This is a genomic window from Halobacterium sp. DL1, from assembly GCA_000230955.3.
In the GTDB taxonomy this organism is placed as follows: domain Archaea; phylum Halobacteriota; class Halobacteria; order Halobacteriales; family Halobacteriaceae; genus Halobacterium.
On sequence record CP007061.1, the window covers coordinates 85,015 to 102,154 of the forward strand.

Consider the following 17,140-nt stretch of genomic DNA (forward strand, 5'->3'; position numbering starts at 1 on the left):
AAGAGTCCTCAGAGGTGATTCCAGTGAGTCAACAACAGAGTCCCGACAACGTCTCGATCGACGAGATCCCGGTCGATATCGACACCACGCAATCAGCGGAGGTCGAACCTGTCGATATCCCCGACGAAATCGAATCCATCACCCGTGGGCTCGCCGGTGAGCAGCCGCCGACGAATCCGCTGGTCGTGCTGAAAGCGGCCCGGTGGTGGTACATTCACGGCAAGGGCGGCACGGATCCCGCCTTTCGATGGGCTATCGAGTGGGCGCGGCACCTCGCGACCGACACGCCCAGCGACGTTGAGCGCTTCGACGAGTTCCTCGAGTACCTCGTCACGGTCGGCTTCGCTGACGAACCCCACGAACTCCGGTAACCGCGAGAGCGGTTTTTTGTGCGCCCCAGAGGGGGTGCGGCGCGTCCTGAACAGACGCAGTCGCCGTGAACTTGATTCGGTGAACACAATGGCTACGACTAGTACCTCGTCGGTCTCCTTCGAGGAGACCGACACGCGAGACGACGAGATGAACAGTACGATCGAACAGTGGATCGACGAGCTCGTCGCCGGCGTCGACGACGCGCAGGCCAGCGAAGAGTTCCAGGAGTGGCTCGACGTCCAGAGTCGCTTCCACGACTACTCCTACCGGAATACGCTCCTCATCAAGCGCCAGTATCCAGAAGCGAGCCGGGTGGCGGGCTACCGGACGTGGCAGGAGGAGTTCGACCGCCACGTCACGGAGGGCGAGTCGGCCATCTGGATCTGGGCACCGATCATCACGAAACAGTGCCCGGAGTGCGAGAACTCGCCGAGCTACCACGAGAACAGTGACTGTGACTACGACGAGACACCGCCTGAAGAGTGGTCGAAGGGACTCGTTGGATTCAGACCCGCATCGGTGTTTGACATCTCCCAGACCGACGGTGAGCCGCTCCCCGACCTCGACACAGAGGCGACCGGGGACGCCGGCGACCTTGTTAGCCAATTGACCGACGCTGCTGACGAGATCGGCGTGACGGTGCGGATCGTTCCAGCCGAGGAGTGGACGCACGGGGAGGCGAAGGGTATCTGCGAGCAGCTGAGCCTCGTCGACGTCCAGCCGCTCGTCGAGGTGCGCGATCGGGAGAACGAGGCCGACCTCGCGCGGACGCTGATCCACGAGTACGCCCACGCCTTGCTCCACTTCGACGTCGACGACGACACCGAGCGGTCGAAACGCGAAGTCGAGGCCGAAGCCGTCGCGTACGTCGTCGGGCGCTACTGCGGACTCGACACCAGTGGGTCGGCATTCTACCTCGCAGCCTGGGAGTCGGACGATCCCGAGGTCGTTCGCGAGCGGCTTGGACGGATCAGTCGGACGGCAGAGGAACTCATCGACGTGCTCGAAGAGCCACCTGCTCGCTAAACTGGTTAACCAACAGATTGCTGGGATCTCCCTCTTTCGTTGGTTAAGTTTTCTGCGCCCGCAGAGGGGCGAAGGCGCATTCTCACCTCCGTCGAGAGCGTCTTAATTTCTGTCAAGGGCGTATTCCACGGGGCGCAGAAAACTACAGACAGCGGTGAGGACAGCCTAGGTACCGACACATCGTCGTTAGTGACCACAGCTGCGTGATGGCCACTCACGACTCACAGTCAGGCACCCGCCTCGGAGAAGTACTTCCACTCTGCTTGCCCGAACTATAAGCCACAGAGTCTCTAATTTTGAAGAGAGGGAGCAAAGCTGGGTCAGTCTCACCGACCGGACCAGCTCTAAAGCAGTGTCACACGCTCCCTCTCTCCCTCGAAGTAGCCCGTGAACTCGTGAGAATGACACCTGATGACCCAGAGACAGTCCGTGGCGACTGCTCGTTCTGCGGCGAGACAGTCACGGGTAGGCACGCAATCATCCACTATGAGACTGCTGGCGGTGACCCGTGCGTGTGGGCCGAATGTCCAAGCTGTGGCGAGATCGTTGACCCCACCAATGCTCAGTAAACAGTTCATTCAACAGATCGTCAGGCTTGACTCGTCATCGACAGCGCACCACGAGTGCCGTCACTGTGGATACAGCGTGGAGAAGGACGTCGCTGAATGTCCACAGTGTGGCTCTCACGAGATTGCGGCCTACGACCTGGAGTAATTGCTGAAGGGCTCACAGTTGGTGGAAGGAGTCCAATACCTTATGTAGCATCTGAGGGCTAAAGTGGCTCCAATTGTTACATAAGGCATGGAGCAGCCGTCACCACCCACCTCGCTCCCGAAGTATCTCGCGGAAGGGCTCCCAAAGCAGGATACAGAGACACTCTACGAGATACAGAGCTACGTTGAGTCACTCATCGAGTATCGCGACCAGTCAGTTGACGCCGACGAACTGCCCGAGGCTGCCGAGCCCGTCGACGAGCCCGATAGCGGGGACAACGGAACCGTCGTCAAAGAGAAAGTCACCTGTGGCGACGACAGTTGCAAGTGCACCAGCGGAGATCCCGCGGATATACACGGCCCGTATCTCTATCGCTATTATCGTGAAAATGGGACGATGAAATCGGAGTACATCGGGAAACCAAGAAGTGAGTAGCGGTGAGTCGGTCGACGTAACGAGGAGAACACGCCACGGTCGACGTCGACTAACGAGCATCTCGGGGAGAGATACGCTTTTCACTGTACGCACACCTAGATAACGGTATACGATGAACTGGGACAGTGAGCGAGAGATGGCGAAAGACGTCGAGGAGAACGAGGAACTGTACGAGGCGCTCGCAGACAACGACACCGACGACGACGAGTAATCAGCGATACTCTTCAGGAAGGACCTCGCCGAAGAACTGAAGCCAGACGCGATACAGTTCGTCTTTTTCATACAACCCGTCGAGATGGATGGGAGGTATCTCTCTTCGAACGTCGTGTGACTCAGCCCGTACCCGTTTGACCCGCTCCGTCGACCATTCTCCCGGTTCCATCCCGTTGTCACGGAGCAGCTTTCGCAATGTAACGATCGCAGTACGGTGGTTCGCATCCGGGAAGAAGTGTTTCCCTACGAGCGCGTGTATCCAGAGCGCGCACTGTTCGGGAAGCGGCCGATCAGTTGGGAACTCCTCGAGAACCCGTTCGAGATCGCCGTTTCTCACTCGCCAGATCTCCTTTCGCTGTTCAAGGAACGACTCGTCGTGTGGATTGTCGTAGTGATGGCCGTCTGCTCTCAGAAATTGCGTATTCCGGAATTTGAAGTTCTCCGGCTCGATCGACGAAAGATCCGTGATACGAGGGGCTGGATCCGTCGAGTCTGTCATTCGTTACACACCCCAACTCATTCGATCTACATTACTTGTGGGGGGGACATGCGTATCCGGTTCCTCATCAGCTATCTAGCCTCGCAGAAAACTGCGTTCAATAGTCGGAGATATCCGACTGAAGCAGATTGTTATCGTCGGCTGTCGACTGGATGATGTTCGCGAGCTCTTCAAAACGTGTCGTTTCGACGGGACATCAAGCTCGTATTCGTGATACCGACCAGCTGAGAGCCCCTCGTTCCGTTCATAGAGGTTGATCAGTCCGAGCATATTCATATCCGAGAGGTGGTCACGGACACGACGTTCACTCACGCTATCAGCGTCGAGACGGCCGCAGATCTTCACGTATCGCTCGTAGAGATCACGGGATAGAACAGGATCTCGTACACACCCCCAATTGTAAGTGTTCTACCGAGCGCCGACCCCCATATTGTAAGAGTTCACGGTCGCTACACACCCCCAATTGTAAGTGTTTGACTGGTGGTCCGCTCTCCAGATTGTAAGTGTATCTGGTGCTTACAGACCGAGCTTTGTCTGAATATCGCTACGTGTGTCAACCTCATACGTGTCTAGGAACTCCTCGGCGCTGTCACCGAAGAGATTTTCGAAGCGGTCCATATTGTAGAGCGTCTCGATGACAACTCGTGGCTCATCCACAATCGAATAAATATACGACCGCCCGCCACGACGACCGAGATTCACTTCTTCCGTTTCGAGAAGCCCAAACATATCAAGCGTGTCTAGATGATCCCGCACACGGGATTCAGAAAGCACATCGATATCGAGGCGATCGCAGAGATCCTTATAGAACGAATAGATGGTTTTGACTTTGGCGTCCGTACTCTGGTCGACATCAAGAAACGTCGTTGCAACCAACACAGTTTGCATTTGGACAGTCAGGCGATTGGTAACGATCCGCTCAGTATTCGCCCGGTCTACTTGCGAGCGGGCGATCCGAACGTGTTCTTCAACAACATGGTCAGCGTCCTCGTGACGAGCTATGTCGCCAGCAGTTTCCAAAAGATCAAGTCCCATTCGTGCATCACCCGTGTCTTGGGCGGTGAAAGCTGCGCACAAGGGAACAACGTCGTCACTAAGCACGTTCTCGTAGAAAACTAAATCTGCGTAGTAGTTCAAGATCGTTCGGAGTTCATTTGCGTCATACGGCGAGAACTGAATCTCAGTACTTCACAAAGCCGCTTAGTTAGAACGTCTGCTTGCTGAAGGTGTGTCTAAAACCAAACAAGCAGACGGTGAGATCCACGAGGACCAGCTTCTTAACTTTCTCGTCAACCGCCTTGACGAGGAAGTTTCGCTCTCGTTAGCCAATAACGCTGAAATCACTGCTGAAGACATCTATGAGGTCCTCGTCGGCGCTTGCGCCGACGGGACCTCTGTCTCTACGCTCTGTGCGTCGAGCCAGAACTCACCCGCTGGGAACACGGTCCTCTACCATCTTCGGACGAAGTTCGAGCCGGAACGGCTCGAACGAGTCGCTAACACGCTCCTGCGAAAGGATCTCGATGAATTGCTCCCCGAACAGGTGGAGGTCTGCGCAGACCTCCACCTGCGGCCCTACTACGGTGACGAAGACGACACAGACGGCCTCTATCACTCGGTAGCGAAGCGTGGAACCACTGCGTTCCACGCCTATGCCACACTCTACGCGCGTGTGAAGAACAAACGCTACACGCTGGCGGTACGCCGTCTCAAAGACGGCGATACCGCAAGTAGTGTCCTCGCTGAGTTCTTCGGTGTCCTCGACGGCCTTGACGCCGGGGTCAAGGCCGTCTACCTTGATCGCGGATTCTACGACAGTAAGTGTCTCACGCTGCTTCAGGCGCACAATTACGCGTACGTGATCCCGATCATCCGGTGGGGTGAGGCGATTCAGCAAGAGCTCTCGGAAGGATGGAGTCGCGTCATTCAGCATGATCTGACGGGGAAACTCGACGGTCACAGCTGGACCGTCGATTTTCCCGTCTACATCGACTGTACGTACCTAAATGGGAAGTATGACGAGAACGGTGTGGCGCGTCACGGCTACGCCGCTGACGCGCCGTTCATCGACTCACCACGGGACGCTCGATACCACTACTCGAAACGCTTCGGTATCGAGTCAAGCTATCGCTTGTTTGAGCAAGCGATAGCGACAACGACAACACGAGATCCAACGGTACGGCTGCTGTACGTGGTGGTGAGTCTCCTCTTACAGAACGTCTGGCGGTACCTTCACTACGAGTATGTGGCGACGCCCCGCCGAGGCGGGCGTCGCCTCTGGTGGTGGCCGTACAAGGAGTTCGTCAATATGATTCGACGAGCTGCGTGGACGGCCCTCGCGGTGCGTCGGGCCGTCCCCGCGAATCGGCCACCTGACGACCGATTCCACCGCTAACCACCGACCGAGCAAGCCAGCGGAGTGAGTGGCGACGCTGTCGCGTCGGCGGCTGACCGCCGCCGACAGCGACAGCTCTCCGTCGATCCGTCCGTAATTCTCTCGTCGAGACCGTCAGTACAACCGCTTCGACACAGAACTCAGGCCGCAGAAACAGCTAGCCGAGGATGCTTTGTGAGGTACTGAATCTCTCGTTCGGTTAGTGTGGATTTGACCCGGGGCGAAAGGCTCTCACGGAATTTGAAATTATTACTAATGCCGATAATGCCTACCTTTGCGTGCTCAAGTTCGCCCATCGCATTCGCTCGAGGGAATTCATAGAGGAGCTCCTCATCTTCGCCGAGCTTGTCGATCTCGTCGAGGACAACAAGAATACTCCCCCCAAGTTCGTCGAGCGCGGTATAGATACGATCCCAGAGTGTATCTGGGTGATGACCTTGCTTGAACGTCTTTTCTGAGTAGAGTTCGTTGGCGAGGTGGGTGATGACTTTGTAGGTCGTATCTCGCTTATTACAGTTGATGCTAAAGACAGTAAGGTTCACCCCGGCCTCTATGGCGTCAGCCTCAAGATACTCAGTTACCTTATGAGTCGTTGCAGTTTTCCCGACGCCTGTCTGGCCGTAAATAAACACGTTAGGCGGCCCAAAGCCATCAAGTACGTCTTGTAAAGCCGCAGCAAACGTCTTGATCTCCTCGTCCCGTTCAAGGATCTCTTCAGGATGATATGCCTCTTCAAAGGGCTCCTTCGTCTGAAAGATATCGTTTGCACCCTTGAATGGCGAGTCCATATCACGTCGTGTTAGGCAACGTACTTGAAACCCCACCTTGTAAGTGTTGTAAGTGTTGTATCTGTTCCTATCTGTCTTCAACACCCCCACCCCGGATTGTAAGTGTTCCATGAGTCAAAACGGTAGGACCGGTTCTGCACGAATGTCAACCCACTGTCTTGTTGTCGGAACTACTTCTATCTGTATTATATTATATATGGTTATGGGTAGAGGTAGTATAGCAGGGTATAGTTAAAGCTAGAAATTTCACATAACTCGGCTCTTAAGCGTGTGTTTACACTTACAATTAGGGGTGTGTATATGGAGCTATTCACCCGGCTTTTATATAATACATCTCTGGGCAGTATGTCCCCCAGGGACCCTAACAGTCGTGAGAACACTTACAATCCGGGGTGGGTGGGGTCACACTTCGAGAGTAGTGTGAAGCAGACAAACCGTTGTAGGTGTGCGACCATTCGTGTCTAGTGTGTAGCTCCACAGAGAATGTTAATGCGGCACGGGATATCATTTCTCGTGGTCTGGTCGTCAACCCCATCGCTTGCGTTCCAAGAGTGTACGCATTGTAAGCGGTCAAATGTAAAGGGCTAATGGCGTGAAACCAGCTGATAGAGCTACTCATTTTTATGTATCCTGTATGATACTAGGTAGTCAGCGTTCGATACTCCCGATCCAATAGCGTACGCTATGGAAATTCGTAGCCACAGTTCGGACAGAAGGTTTCGTCGCCATCCAGCAGAGAGAGACACTCAACGCAGAGACGGTTGCTTGGATCGGTGGCAATATCCTCTAGGAAGTCCATCGCAGTCTGTGACGCAGCCCCTGGCCGATAGCCGTCAGCGTAGCCCGGCAGTGTTGAGGCCCATTGGACAGTTCCCTCATCATCGACTACCGCAACGTTTCCAGCGATATCGAGTTTCCTGTAGCGTTTGAACGCCTCTGACGGTGTCTGGTCGATAGTTTGGTTCAGAGCACGGTTGCGTTTAAGATCGCGCTCGTAGACCTCTTCGGGCGTCGAGTATCGTATTTCGCCTGGGAAGTCCGTGATCGGCCCGTGCTGCTCGTCGATCCGGTCGATCTCGACAGCGATGCCGTGCGTATCATACAGCGTTCGGAAGAGCCGTAGCGTATGGTCGTGCCATTCTCGGACGTCCGAATCAGCGTAGTAGCGGAGAATCATGTGTCCTGCTCAGTGTTTTCTGCGGCTGCGATGCGGTCCGAGAGGCTTTGGGCGAGCCACTCGTTGGCGAGTTCGCTCGCATAATCAACCATCTGTTGATGGCTCATCCCCTCGGTTTCGAATGATTTGTAAACGTGCCATTGTTCCGCGCCTGGATCAAAGACAATCACATGTGTCTTCGCTTCCATATCCAGCAGGAACGCTTCGATCGTGCCAGGGGATGATCCCGGAAAACCCATAGCTCCGCGAATTTTTGGGTTGTCGTTTTCGCCAATCTGCTTCACGATGTCGTCGGTAATGGGTTGGCTCGGAAGCGACGAGAGAAACGAAGGTGAGGTTTTTGGACCATCGATCATATGCGACGATTCGTGGAGAAATATCTTGAATCCGTGGACTCAATCGTATCTTCGTGTCTTATCTCCGTCGTCGAAACCGAGAAGTGACTTTCACCCTCTGATGACGAATTGATCGATAATCTCTGTGAGCAACCTCAGACATTTAGCATCCGACTGTCTCAGTACGAATATGTCGTTTCGGGTCAGCTGGCACAATCTCCTTGAGCGGTTGGATGAGCTCCCGGAAGGAGCCACGTTCCGAACCCCACTCTCGAACGACCGGTTTCAGATCACTGGCGTCCAGGAACACCGTGTCATCATCAGGTTCACAGACAGCGGTGAGTCGCGACCTCTTCTAAAAGATCAGTTCGAGACGCTATATCGGCGGGTCTCTGACTCTCACGACGGATTTGACCTCGACCGACTCCCACCCGATGCGGATCCATACCCGACGGTGTTGAGTCTCCATCCACGATTCGAGGTGAACGACGACCGAGGTGTGATTATCGAGACCGAAGAGCCAACCACCTCACTGTTACTTGATGAGGACCCTTCCTCTGTGCCTGATCCTGCTCTCGACGAACGAGCGGTGCCAGATCTCGACGTCTACGCGGATGCGCTCTTGCTTGTCGACGCGCTTGAACGCCACGAGGTGGAGGCGCTCGAAGATGTCGAGACAGGGACGCTCATCGACCTGTATACCTTGCTCTCGGATGTCCAACGGGATGCCGACGATCTCCGCAAGGAAATTGCTGACACGCTCTTAGACCGACTCCATCACGACCGCCCTGTCTCGGGATCATACGGCTCGGTCCAGCGGACTGCTCGGACGAATCGCTCGCTCAAAGATGACGACGAAGTGCTGGACACGCTCCAATCAGCTGGGATCGACCGTGACCGGGTGGTGAGCGTTGACCGCGGGAAAGTTGACGATGCCCTCGAGGTGACTGATGTTGCTGAAAGCGATGTCTACGAGACTGAAGAAACCGAGTACGTTCGGAAAGCCGAGGTGGACGAAGATCGAAAGGAGACACGGCTCCAGGGCCTCAAAGACCAGCTCGCGGCGAGCGATTCCGACGGCGTCGACCAGCTTCGCGATGAAGTCGAAGAGCTCGAATTGCGGATCGAGGAACTGACTGAGTTCAAGTCTGGACAGTCGTATCACACGCCATCGAGATCGGACCGGTGAGCTGGTCCAGTGACGTGACGATGGGGGACACGTTACGGTTGACGTCGGCCCTGACGTGGGTGTTCCCGCTACCGACCAAGAGTATCAACCCAGTTGGACGACCAGTTTTCTCACGTACTGCTCACAATCGTCTGCTGAACTCTACTTGATATCACAGTGAACGGATTCGAGTCTGAAAGAAAGATCTAAGCCATATACAGAATGGAAAATGGGATATGGCGCAGTTGTCTGCGTATTCCAAGGATCTGTACGAGCTGGTCGCCGCGCTCGACGACCGTGGAGTCCTCCGACCCGGTGAACGCGAAGCATGGGAGGAAGGAATCGACGATGCCGACGAGATAAGCGAGCTGAGAACAATCGAGGAAGCGCTCCACAAAGCGATGCTTGATCGCGAGGGTGTCAACGAGGTCGTCAGCAAGCACACAGCAGAGCGGACGCAGGCGTTTGTCTAACGGTCAACGCGAGTACCTCGAGGCTCTCCAGCACAGATGGTTTATCCGTCTGATGTGAGAATCGATGGTATGGGTGACCCGGATTCTCCAACCGTCTCGGTATCTCTCTCTGGTCCCACGGATATTCCAGCAGTTCTGAATCGGGCTAGCATCGATTACGTTAGTGTCCATCCGTCTTTAGTTAGGAGATGAATCGCTGTACTGCGGTAGCTTATCGAGGCTTCTTTTCGAGAGGAATGAGGAAGTCGAGTCTGTGTACAACCAGACTTCCTCATCTCGAATTATGCGTCGGCTCACTACACTGTTTCCCTCCGAGTTCCTCGAAGAGCACGCCGAGGAACTCGGCGTGGTCGAACGCGACCGCAAGCTCCAGATTCCCGCTTTCATCTGGGCATTCGTGTTCGGCTTCGCCGCAGGCGAAAGCCGAACACTCGCAGGGTTTCGACGCAGCTACAACTCGACAGCTGACGAGTCGATCTCACCGGGTGGGTTCTATCAGCGGTTGACGCCGACGCTCGCGGAGTACCTCCGCGACCTCGTCGAGCATGGTCTCGACGAGGTCGCTGTTCCCGATGCTGTTGACGCTGATATCAACCGATTCAGGGACGTGATAATCGCCGATGGAACGGTGTTGCGGTTACACGAGTTTCTCTCCGAGAAGTACGAAGCCCGCCACGAGGAGCAGGCTGGAGCGAAGCTCCACCTGCTCCACAATGCTACTGACCAAACGATTGAACGGATCGATGTTACCGACGAGAAAACACACGATAGCACGCTGTTCAAGACAGGGTCGTGGCTTGAGAACCGCCTCGTGTTGTTCGACTTAGCGTACTTCAAGTACCGCCGGTTTGCGCGGATTGACGAGAACGGCGGCTACTTCGTGAGCCGACTCAAACAGAACGCAAATCCGGTGATTACGGCTGAATTACGGGAATGGCGCGGGCGCGCCATTCCCTTAGAGGGCAAGCAGCTCCGAGAGGTTCTCGATGACCTCTCGCGGACGTACATCGATGTGGAGGTCGAAGTCGAGTTCAAGCGTGGGCCGTACAACGGGACGCGGTCGCTAGATACGAAGCGGTTCCGCGTCGTCGGCGTCCGCAACGAGGACGCCGACGACTACCATCTGTACGTGACAAATCTGTCGAGAGAGGAGTTCTTTCCGGCAGACTTAGCGCAGATATACCGGTGTCGGTGGGAAGTTGAGTTGCTGTTCCGTGAGTTGAAGACACAGTACGACCTGGACGAGTTCGACACAAGCAACGAGGACGTAGTGAAGATCTTACTGTACGCAGCGTTGCTGTCACTGCTGGTGAGCCGTGAGCTGTTGGAACTGGTCACTGAGCAGGCTGGCGACGAGATCGTGTTTCCGCCGGAGCGCTGGGCGGCGACCTTCCGGTCGCACGCCCAGCTCATCCTCCACGAACTCGGCGAGTATCTCGGCTACTCGCCACCGCCGCTGTTGGAGCGGCTGATCGAAGACGCACAGAAGATTCACCAGCAACGACCGATATTACAAGAGACGCTCGCTACCGCTACGCAACCGAGGTGTGAGTCTTAGCTAAAGACGAATGGAAGTGACATATTAGCCCCTTCTTTTCCTCCCGGTAGCTGTATCGGCCGTGGAGATTAATCCATGTCTCGTCACCGTGATCAAACTGAATTAGCTGTTCTAAATCTGGCGTCTCAGTACTAGTAACCCAATCTTTGTGTGACTGCTCGGGGTTGGTTGCTTCCTCTTCCGTTATAGGGTTCCACCAGTCTGTTTCCGGCTTTGTGTAGTGGGCCAGTGAGAAAGAAGGGTCGATATCTCGGTCGGATATGTGCCAGTCCCAAGGTTGGGGATATTCTGTAATTTCGGAGGTAGTTCCGGTGATTGGTTGGTAGTTATCGAAGACACGGGACTGAAGTTCGTGGTATGCAATCCACTGATACTTTTTTCCGATTCTCTCGGGTTTGGCCGTGTCGTGGCGGTCGTAGGGACGTTTCCTAAGTCGGTCGTCGAACTCCTTGAACAAGTCTGGATGCCAACCTAGTTCGATTATACGTTTGACTATCCATCGCAGAGCTTCTCCAATCTCTAAGTTGTGGTTTTTAAAGTATCGATCATTGTTACTGCCGACGATGTATCTTGCAAAGTCGCTGAACCCGTCACCCTCGTAATCACCTCCGATAAGATCAAACCATTCAGAGTCAAGGCTTTCCCAGTCGTGTTCTGTAGCCTCGACAACTGACTCCCACTGTTGTTTCAGTTCTTTCGCTGAGGGTATCTCCGGCTCTGGACTCTCGTATGGTGGGTCGACCAGTTCCTGGTTCACCTGAAAATCGGTGTCTGCTCGTAGACTGGCTTTGATGATTCCTCTGGCATAGTCACGAGCGAGGAAATGTGGTAGTGGACTGCAATCTTTGAATTCCCGCTGATATACCGCTTCAGCGAGTAGAGGCATCTCAGAATCACTGGGGTTTCGCAGACAAGCTCCGTAGGCTGAAGCGTATACTCTTTCAAGTACATACGGGTCGTTCGCCCCTTGGAATTGGTTTACAACCTTCTTCCAAATTTCGAAGTCATCATCTAGCAGATTGGTCAAGGCCTTAGTCGCCCGGTCTCTCACGAACCGGTTTGAGCTCGTGAATAGCCACGAAAGGATGATTGACGAAAGTACCTTAACTTCATCACCGGGCTCTTCGTCTTCCAATTCTCCGGCCCATTCGACGATTCTAACAAGCTGAGTGGTGTTTTCAGGGTCCCAGCGCCGATTTAGATATAGTGTCCAGAGATGGTCTCTATCTTGGATTTCTCTGTTTAGCAAGTTTTCGTGAAGATATTTAGCGTTGAAGGGGTGGTCTGGCTTCAGAGCCACAGTGAGTACCGTATCTAAGAAATTTGTTACACGACGGCGGGTGTTGACAAAGTCATGGATGAAGTCTAGAATTGGCTCCTTGATTTCCCCATCTTGGTTGGTTAGGGTTTCTGGTTTTCGCCAAGTGATGCTATCTATGAACGGTTCAACCAGATTCTCTCCTGGGAAGAATTCGAAGAGTTCTCGATCTACGTATTCAGGGAGTTGAATTGAGAGGGCTTGTATCAGTCCCGGGTTCCGACCATTCGAAATAATACGGCTTAGTTCGCTGCCATCTTGAAAAGATACATCGACGTCGTCAGTATCGAGATACAGGTCTAGGTATTCTTTAGCGATGAAGTGATCGGAGAATTTCTGATAGGGAAATCTCACTGCTTTTTGGTCTTCGCGGATATTGACAAATTCAGAAATCGCATTCTCAGACTCCATCCGGTGATATAGACTATCGTCATAACTGTCGGATTCGTAGAGACCTTCTAGAATCGCTATGGTTTCGTCTTTTGAAAGCCAATCCGTTTCCTGTTCTGCCATTTCCCGGGCTAAAGCTTCGACACCTTCCTTCACCAAGTTTCGATCAGGATTGTATCCCAGTTCGCTTGGACGAGAAATTTCCCTATGGATTGAGCCTAAATAGTTATTGAAAATATTGCTCAGGTTCTGGGATCCAGATGGTACCCGTGGTTCATCCCGTTCCTCAAGACTTTCACAAAATAGTTTGAGAAATAACGGATTCTGGAATTCAGGGGAGAGGAGAGGTACAGAAGGCTCTTCAAGACCGTAGTAGTCGAAGAAGGTTTGTGTTGCTTCGTATTCCCTATCGACAAATCCTCTATGTTCTATCTTTACGAGATCGTCATCTGAGAGATGTTCCGGGATTATCCATCTCTCGTATTCCGGTCTCAGGCTGAAGGCTAGTCCGACGTAGGGATAGTGACTAAGTTTCTGAATCATACCGGAGAGGTAGTCGAGCCATTGGTCCATCGCCCTGCTCTCATTTAGGCCATCTATCAGAATGAGAGATCGGACATCCCGAGCTTCACCGAAGGCATCTAACGCTTCCAAAAATTCGTCAACTCCGCATTCAAGTTCAGTTTCTTCGATTACGAATTTCCACGGATTACCGCCTTGATAGCTGTTGGCGAGAACTAATACAGTTGGTTTCCCTTCGGAAAGCCGGTTTTCGGCTATATCGCAGAAGAGGTGAGTCTTTCCGACGCCCGCTCCTCCCGTGATGCAGAGTACAGAATTGTTTATTAGTGATGTTGAATCCTGTTGTAAGACGCTCCGGAAGTTCCGGAGTTCAGACCACAGCTCTCTCAAGTGTCGGTTTGCAGTTTTCAGTTCTTTGTCTTGTGACTCATCGTCCTGTTCTTCTCTGATTTCGTCTTGGAGAGTACTTACTGCTGATACAGCTGTGTTCGTCTCTGATATTATTTCGCCGAGTGGGAATGGCTCATGGATTTTATTGAGGTTAGAAGCAAGCTGGGGAATGATTTCCAAGCTTTCAACTAGATCTTGGTACTCGCTGGAGTGAAGATTACGCAAGAGCTCGGGTCGCCCATCAGATAACGCCTTATGCTCTTTTTCTTGCAGATTAGACAGATTCCGTTGGAATTCGTTGTGGAACCAATTCGTTCTTCCTAATGCCTCAAACGCCTTTGCGATAGGGACATCAACGTCTGCTTCGGGAGTATATCGGGGTTTAGCGTTTTTAATCTGAACACCAGTCTGTTGTTCTAGTTTATTGTCCGTCAGCTGCTCTTTCTCAAACCAGAAGTAAAGGCGTCCTCTAAATTTCTCTTGATCAAGGAGTCCAGTTAGCTTTGATTCGCCCCAGTAAACGAATTCAACCTCCATATCACGATCTTCGGCCCAGTCCTCCCACTTCTCGATTCTATAATTCAGCTTCTCTAATTCTGTTTTCCGTCTTCCATCATCCAAATCAGGGTCTTCGGGGTCGTAGGGGACACAAATAAAGTACTTAGAGAGATTGGGATGATTATCTAATGCAGCCTCTACAGAATCATCCAACTGATCTAGTTGACTCGAATCAATTTGATCGAAAAACTTTGCCTGCCATCCCCATGTCTCACCGTTTGGTAGTTCCCAAAGACATTCGATCCCAGAATCCCGGAATCCCTTCTTTGTGAACCTCGAGTCTTCAGGCACTTCGTCATACAACCGGGAAATCTGACAGCAAAGCTCCTCAAACCCGTCCTGGACCGATCCACCTACAGGCCTAATGGAGTCGAAATCGAAGGTGGAAGACATTACCATCACCTCGGCTCTGTTGAAATCCTTAGAGAATTACATGTTCGTCCTGTAATTCCACGACATGAAGGCTCTCCCGAAGTCGCAGATTCTCCGGTTTACTGAGAAGGCGATCCATCTGGCACGCCGAGCGGTTTCTCGATACTCCTCGAAGTTCTCCAAACATCGCTATACACTTCCCCAGCACGTTGTTCTGCTATGTCTCAAAGTTCGAAAAGACACAACCTACCGAGGCCTGCTTGACGAACTAATCGAGATGCCACGCATCCGCCGAACTCTTGGACTAGCCGAACTTCCTACCCCTTCAACACTCTGTAAGGCGTTCAATCGGCTTGATATGGCTGTGTGGCGTGTTATATTGACTCTCTCAGCAACGCTACTTCCGACGAGCGGAGTTGTTGGTGTTGATGCGTCGGGATTCGACCGCAGTCACGCCTCAAAACACTACACGAAACGAGCCAAACTCACGATTCAGCAACTCAAGGTGACGTTGCTGGTCGATACAAAGGTCAACGCGATTCTCGATTTACACGTGACGACGACTCGGAAACACGATAGCCAGATCGCTCCGTCGTTGATCAAGCGCAATCCAGAGGATATTGACATTCTGCTCGGTGACAAGGGCTACGACGACCATAAGATCAGACGGCTTGCCCGTCAATACGAGGTTCGGCCACTAATCAAGCATCGTGAGTTCACACCGCTCCACAAGGCATGGAACGCGCGCTTAGACGCCGATCTCTACGGCCAACGGAGTCAATCTGAGACCGTCAATTCGACACTCAAGCGAAAGTACGGTGCATTCGTCCGCTCACGGCACTGGTGGAAACAGTTCCGTGAACTCACTATCGCCTGTCTCAGTCACAATATTGACCGATCACTCTGAATAGTCAGCACAGATTTTCTACCGGTTACTGGCCCGTTCACCGGCGTCTTGGATTTTACCGTAGGCAGGTGCAAGCACGTAATCCGCGACACCGAGCGCAACGATGAATCCTGCCAACCGGAGCCCATTGAAGCCGGTGTCGGTTCCTACGTCAATGAGAGCGACCAGTCCAGCCACCCCGATACCAACCCCAATCCCGACAGTCAACTCTCGGCGATATTCACCCCACCAGACGATGATACCAGCACCCAGCAGCACGATACCACTCACAACCGCATCGACACCAAACGACAGCCCACCAAAGGCCAGCCCACCGAGTACCAGTCCAATCCCGACCCGACGAAGTTGTTCGACCGGATCGAGTTCTTCTTCACTCATACATGTAATTCACCAGACACCCACAAAACGCTATGGGTATTATATGACTTTTTATTGGTCAATACGCAGCTCTCATTAACTGGGGCGTTTCAAGCAAGGATATGTACGAAGAATAGGGTTTCAACAGAGCCAGAAGATTTGAGGATTGTCAAAACCTCAGAAATGAACGGATTTCGCCTCTTCAAAGGCTTCGAAGATTCGTCAGAACAATCATCTCAACAGGATCCAGATTCGGACTTGGATCTCCAAGTGTATGAGGTGCTCTTAGAGGATCGTGAGATTCAGTACGAAGTACAAGAATTATTCGAAGACGACGAACCGAGCTCGGATGATATTGAAGTTGGAGAAGTAGCTATAGCACAACAGTCTTGTTTGAATACCTGTACTACGTGTATCGGAATCATTGGAGGAGCCTGTCCAGCATGTTTGGCTTTCTTAACTTTTGGCGTCCCGGGCGCAGTAGCGTTTATTATCTGTTTCACGAGTGTTTGTGGGATTACTCTCCCGGTCTTTTGTGGCCAGTGTCTTGATTGTGGGACCTAACCGAACAATTATATAATTTCTGGTCATCTACATCAATATGAAACAAAATCAGTATATCTGGGTATTAGCAGCCCTCCATGCGATTGTACTCATCATTTTACTATATGGTGTGTCAACAGACTCAGATCAAATCTTGAATTACGCGTTGGGACTAATCTTTTTACTTATGTTACCGGTAGCGTATCTGGTTGCGAAACGAGCTGATGTGTTATGAATGGCCGCGATTCGAATACAACCCTTGATGAGTCAACGCAAATTCAGCGACTTGGCGTCGGTGCCACGGTTGGCGGCCTCATCCTTATTGGTGTCGTGTCGGTCAGTTCATCGTTTAATGCAGCGAGCGTCCTGATTGCGCTTGGCGCAGTAGCTGTCCTCGGTGAATGGATAGTCTCCCGATCGTACACCGTCGGAGTTGGAATCGGTATCCTCGGCATATTCCCGCTTGTCGGAGAAATTCCCGTCGACCTCCGGTTTATCGGCGGTGCAGCAGTTGTGGCAGGTGTCGTCGTCTACCTGCTCGGGCCACGCCTCAACACCGTATAAAAATATCGTATGTGTTTACCCCCAGAAATCGCAAGACAGAAGAGGCTTTTGCTAGCGCCCAGCTTC

General features: G+C 52.8%; 16 protein-coding genes. 10 read left to right on the forward strand and 6 right to left on the reverse strand.

Going from position 1 to position 17,140, the window contains the following annotated elements; all coding sequences use genetic code 11:
- Nucleotides 1-23: 23 nt before the first annotated feature.
- From HALDL1_00360 to HALDL1_00375, 4 genes are all read left to right on the forward strand, one after another.
- Entirely contained in the window at nt 24-371 is a 348-nt protein-coding gene (locus HALDL1_00360) for a hypothetical protein (protein AHG05501.1), read from the forward strand.
- 88 nt (nt 372-459) lie between these two features.
- Complete coding sequence (locus tag HALDL1_00365) at nt 460-1,398, forward strand: LtrC (protein ID AHG05502.1); 939 nt, start codon at nt 460-462, stop codon at nt 1,396-1,398.
- 801 nt (nt 1,399-2,199) lie between these two features.
- Nucleotides 2,200-2,547, forward strand: coding sequence for a hypothetical protein (locus HALDL1_00370; protein ID AHG05503.1), 348 nt, complete (start codon nt 2,200-2,202; stop codon nt 2,545-2,547).
- A 112-nt stretch (nt 2,548-2,659) separates the two neighbouring features.
- Entirely contained in the window at nt 2,660-2,758 is a 99-nt protein-coding gene (locus HALDL1_00375) for a hypothetical protein (GenBank protein ID AHG05671.1), read from the forward strand.
- On the opposite strand, the gene HALDL1_00380 is transcribed toward HALDL1_00375, so the two are convergent.
- Nucleotides 2,759-3,211: a hypothetical protein gene (locus tag HALDL1_00380; GenBank protein ID AHG05504.1), complete on the reverse strand. Its 453-nt coding sequence runs from the start codon at nt 3,209-3,211 to the stop codon at nt 2,759-2,761.
- Nucleotides 3,212-3,775: 564 nt separating this feature from the next.
- A complete protein-coding gene (locus HALDL1_00385; protein AHG05505.1) occupies nt 3,776-4,396 on the reverse strand; it encodes a cell division control protein Cdc6 in 621 nt (206 codons plus the stop codon).
- Between the two features lie 91 nt (nt 4,397-4,487).
- Between HALDL1_00385 and HALDL1_00390 the strand changes: the two genes are divergently transcribed.
- Nucleotides 4,488-5,654 carry a transposase ISH3 gene (locus HALDL1_00390; protein AHG05506.1) on the forward strand — a complete coding sequence of 389 codons (1,167 nt, stop codon included), beginning with the start codon at nt 4,488-4,490 and terminating at the stop codon, nt 5,652-5,654.
- Nucleotides 5,655-5,794: 140 nt separating this feature from the next.
- On the opposite strand, the gene HALDL1_00395 is transcribed toward HALDL1_00390, so the two are convergent.
- The 3 genes from HALDL1_00395 to HALDL1_00405 all read right to left on the reverse strand — a co-directional run bounded on the left by HALDL1_00395 (nt 5,795) and on the right by HALDL1_00405 (nt 7,975).
- Nucleotides 5,795-6,442, reverse strand: coding sequence for a cell division control protein Cdc6 (locus HALDL1_00395; GenBank protein AHG05507.1), 648 nt, complete (start codon nt 6,440-6,442; stop codon nt 5,795-5,797).
- A 682-nt stretch (nt 6,443-7,124) separates the two neighbouring features.
- Nucleotides 7,125-7,619 carry a hypothetical protein gene (locus tag HALDL1_00400; protein AHG05508.1) on the reverse strand — a complete coding sequence of 165 codons (495 nt, stop codon included), beginning with the start codon at nt 7,617-7,619 and terminating at the stop codon, nt 7,125-7,127.
- On the reverse strand, nt 7,616-7,975 hold the full coding sequence (locus HALDL1_00405) for a hypothetical protein (protein AHG05509.1): 360 nt from the start codon (nt 7,973-7,975) through the stop codon (nt 7,616-7,618). Before HALDL1_00405 ends, HALDL1_00400 begins: the two co-directional genes overlap by 4 nt.
- Before the next feature lie 169 nt (nt 7,976-8,144).
- Here HALDL1_00405 and HALDL1_00410 point away from each other — a divergent pair, with 169 nt between their 5' ends.
- From HALDL1_00410 to HALDL1_00430, 4 genes are all read left to right on the forward strand, one after another.
- Entirely contained in the window at nt 8,145-9,143 is a 999-nt protein-coding gene (locus tag HALDL1_00410) for a hypothetical protein (protein AHG05510.1), read from the forward strand.
- Nucleotides 9,144-9,358: 215 nt separating this feature from the next.
- Entirely contained in the window at nt 9,359-9,595 is a 237-nt protein-coding gene (locus tag HALDL1_00415; GenBank protein ID AHG05511.1) for a hypothetical protein, read from the forward strand.
- 283 nt (nt 9,596-9,878) lie between these two features.
- Nucleotides 9,879-11,153 carry a transposase ISH8 gene (locus tag HALDL1_00420; GenBank protein ID AHG05512.1) on the forward strand — a complete coding sequence of 425 codons (1,275 nt, stop codon included), beginning with the start codon at nt 9,879-9,881 and terminating at the stop codon, nt 11,151-11,153.
- A gap of 3,635 nt (nt 11,154-14,788) precedes the next feature.
- Complete coding sequence (locus HALDL1_00430; GenBank protein AHG05513.1) at nt 14,789-15,610, forward strand: transposase IS4; 822 nt, start codon at nt 14,789-14,791, stop codon at nt 15,608-15,610.
- An 18-nt stretch (nt 15,611-15,628) separates the two neighbouring features.
- Here the strand turns inward: HALDL1_00430 and HALDL1_00435 are convergent, their stop codons facing one another.
- On the reverse strand, nt 15,629-15,988 hold the full coding sequence (locus tag HALDL1_00435; GenBank protein ID AHG05514.1) for a hypothetical protein: 360 nt from the start codon (nt 15,986-15,988) through the stop codon (nt 15,629-15,631).
- Between the two features lie 753 nt (nt 15,989-16,741).
- On the opposite strand from HALDL1_00435, the gene HALDL1_00440 reads away from it, so the two are divergent.
- Nucleotides 16,742-17,074 carry a hypothetical protein gene (locus tag HALDL1_00440; GenBank protein AHG05515.1) on the forward strand — a complete coding sequence of 111 codons (333 nt, stop codon included), beginning with the start codon at nt 16,742-16,744 and terminating at the stop codon, nt 17,072-17,074.
- Nucleotides 17,075-17,140 lie beyond the last annotated feature (66 nt).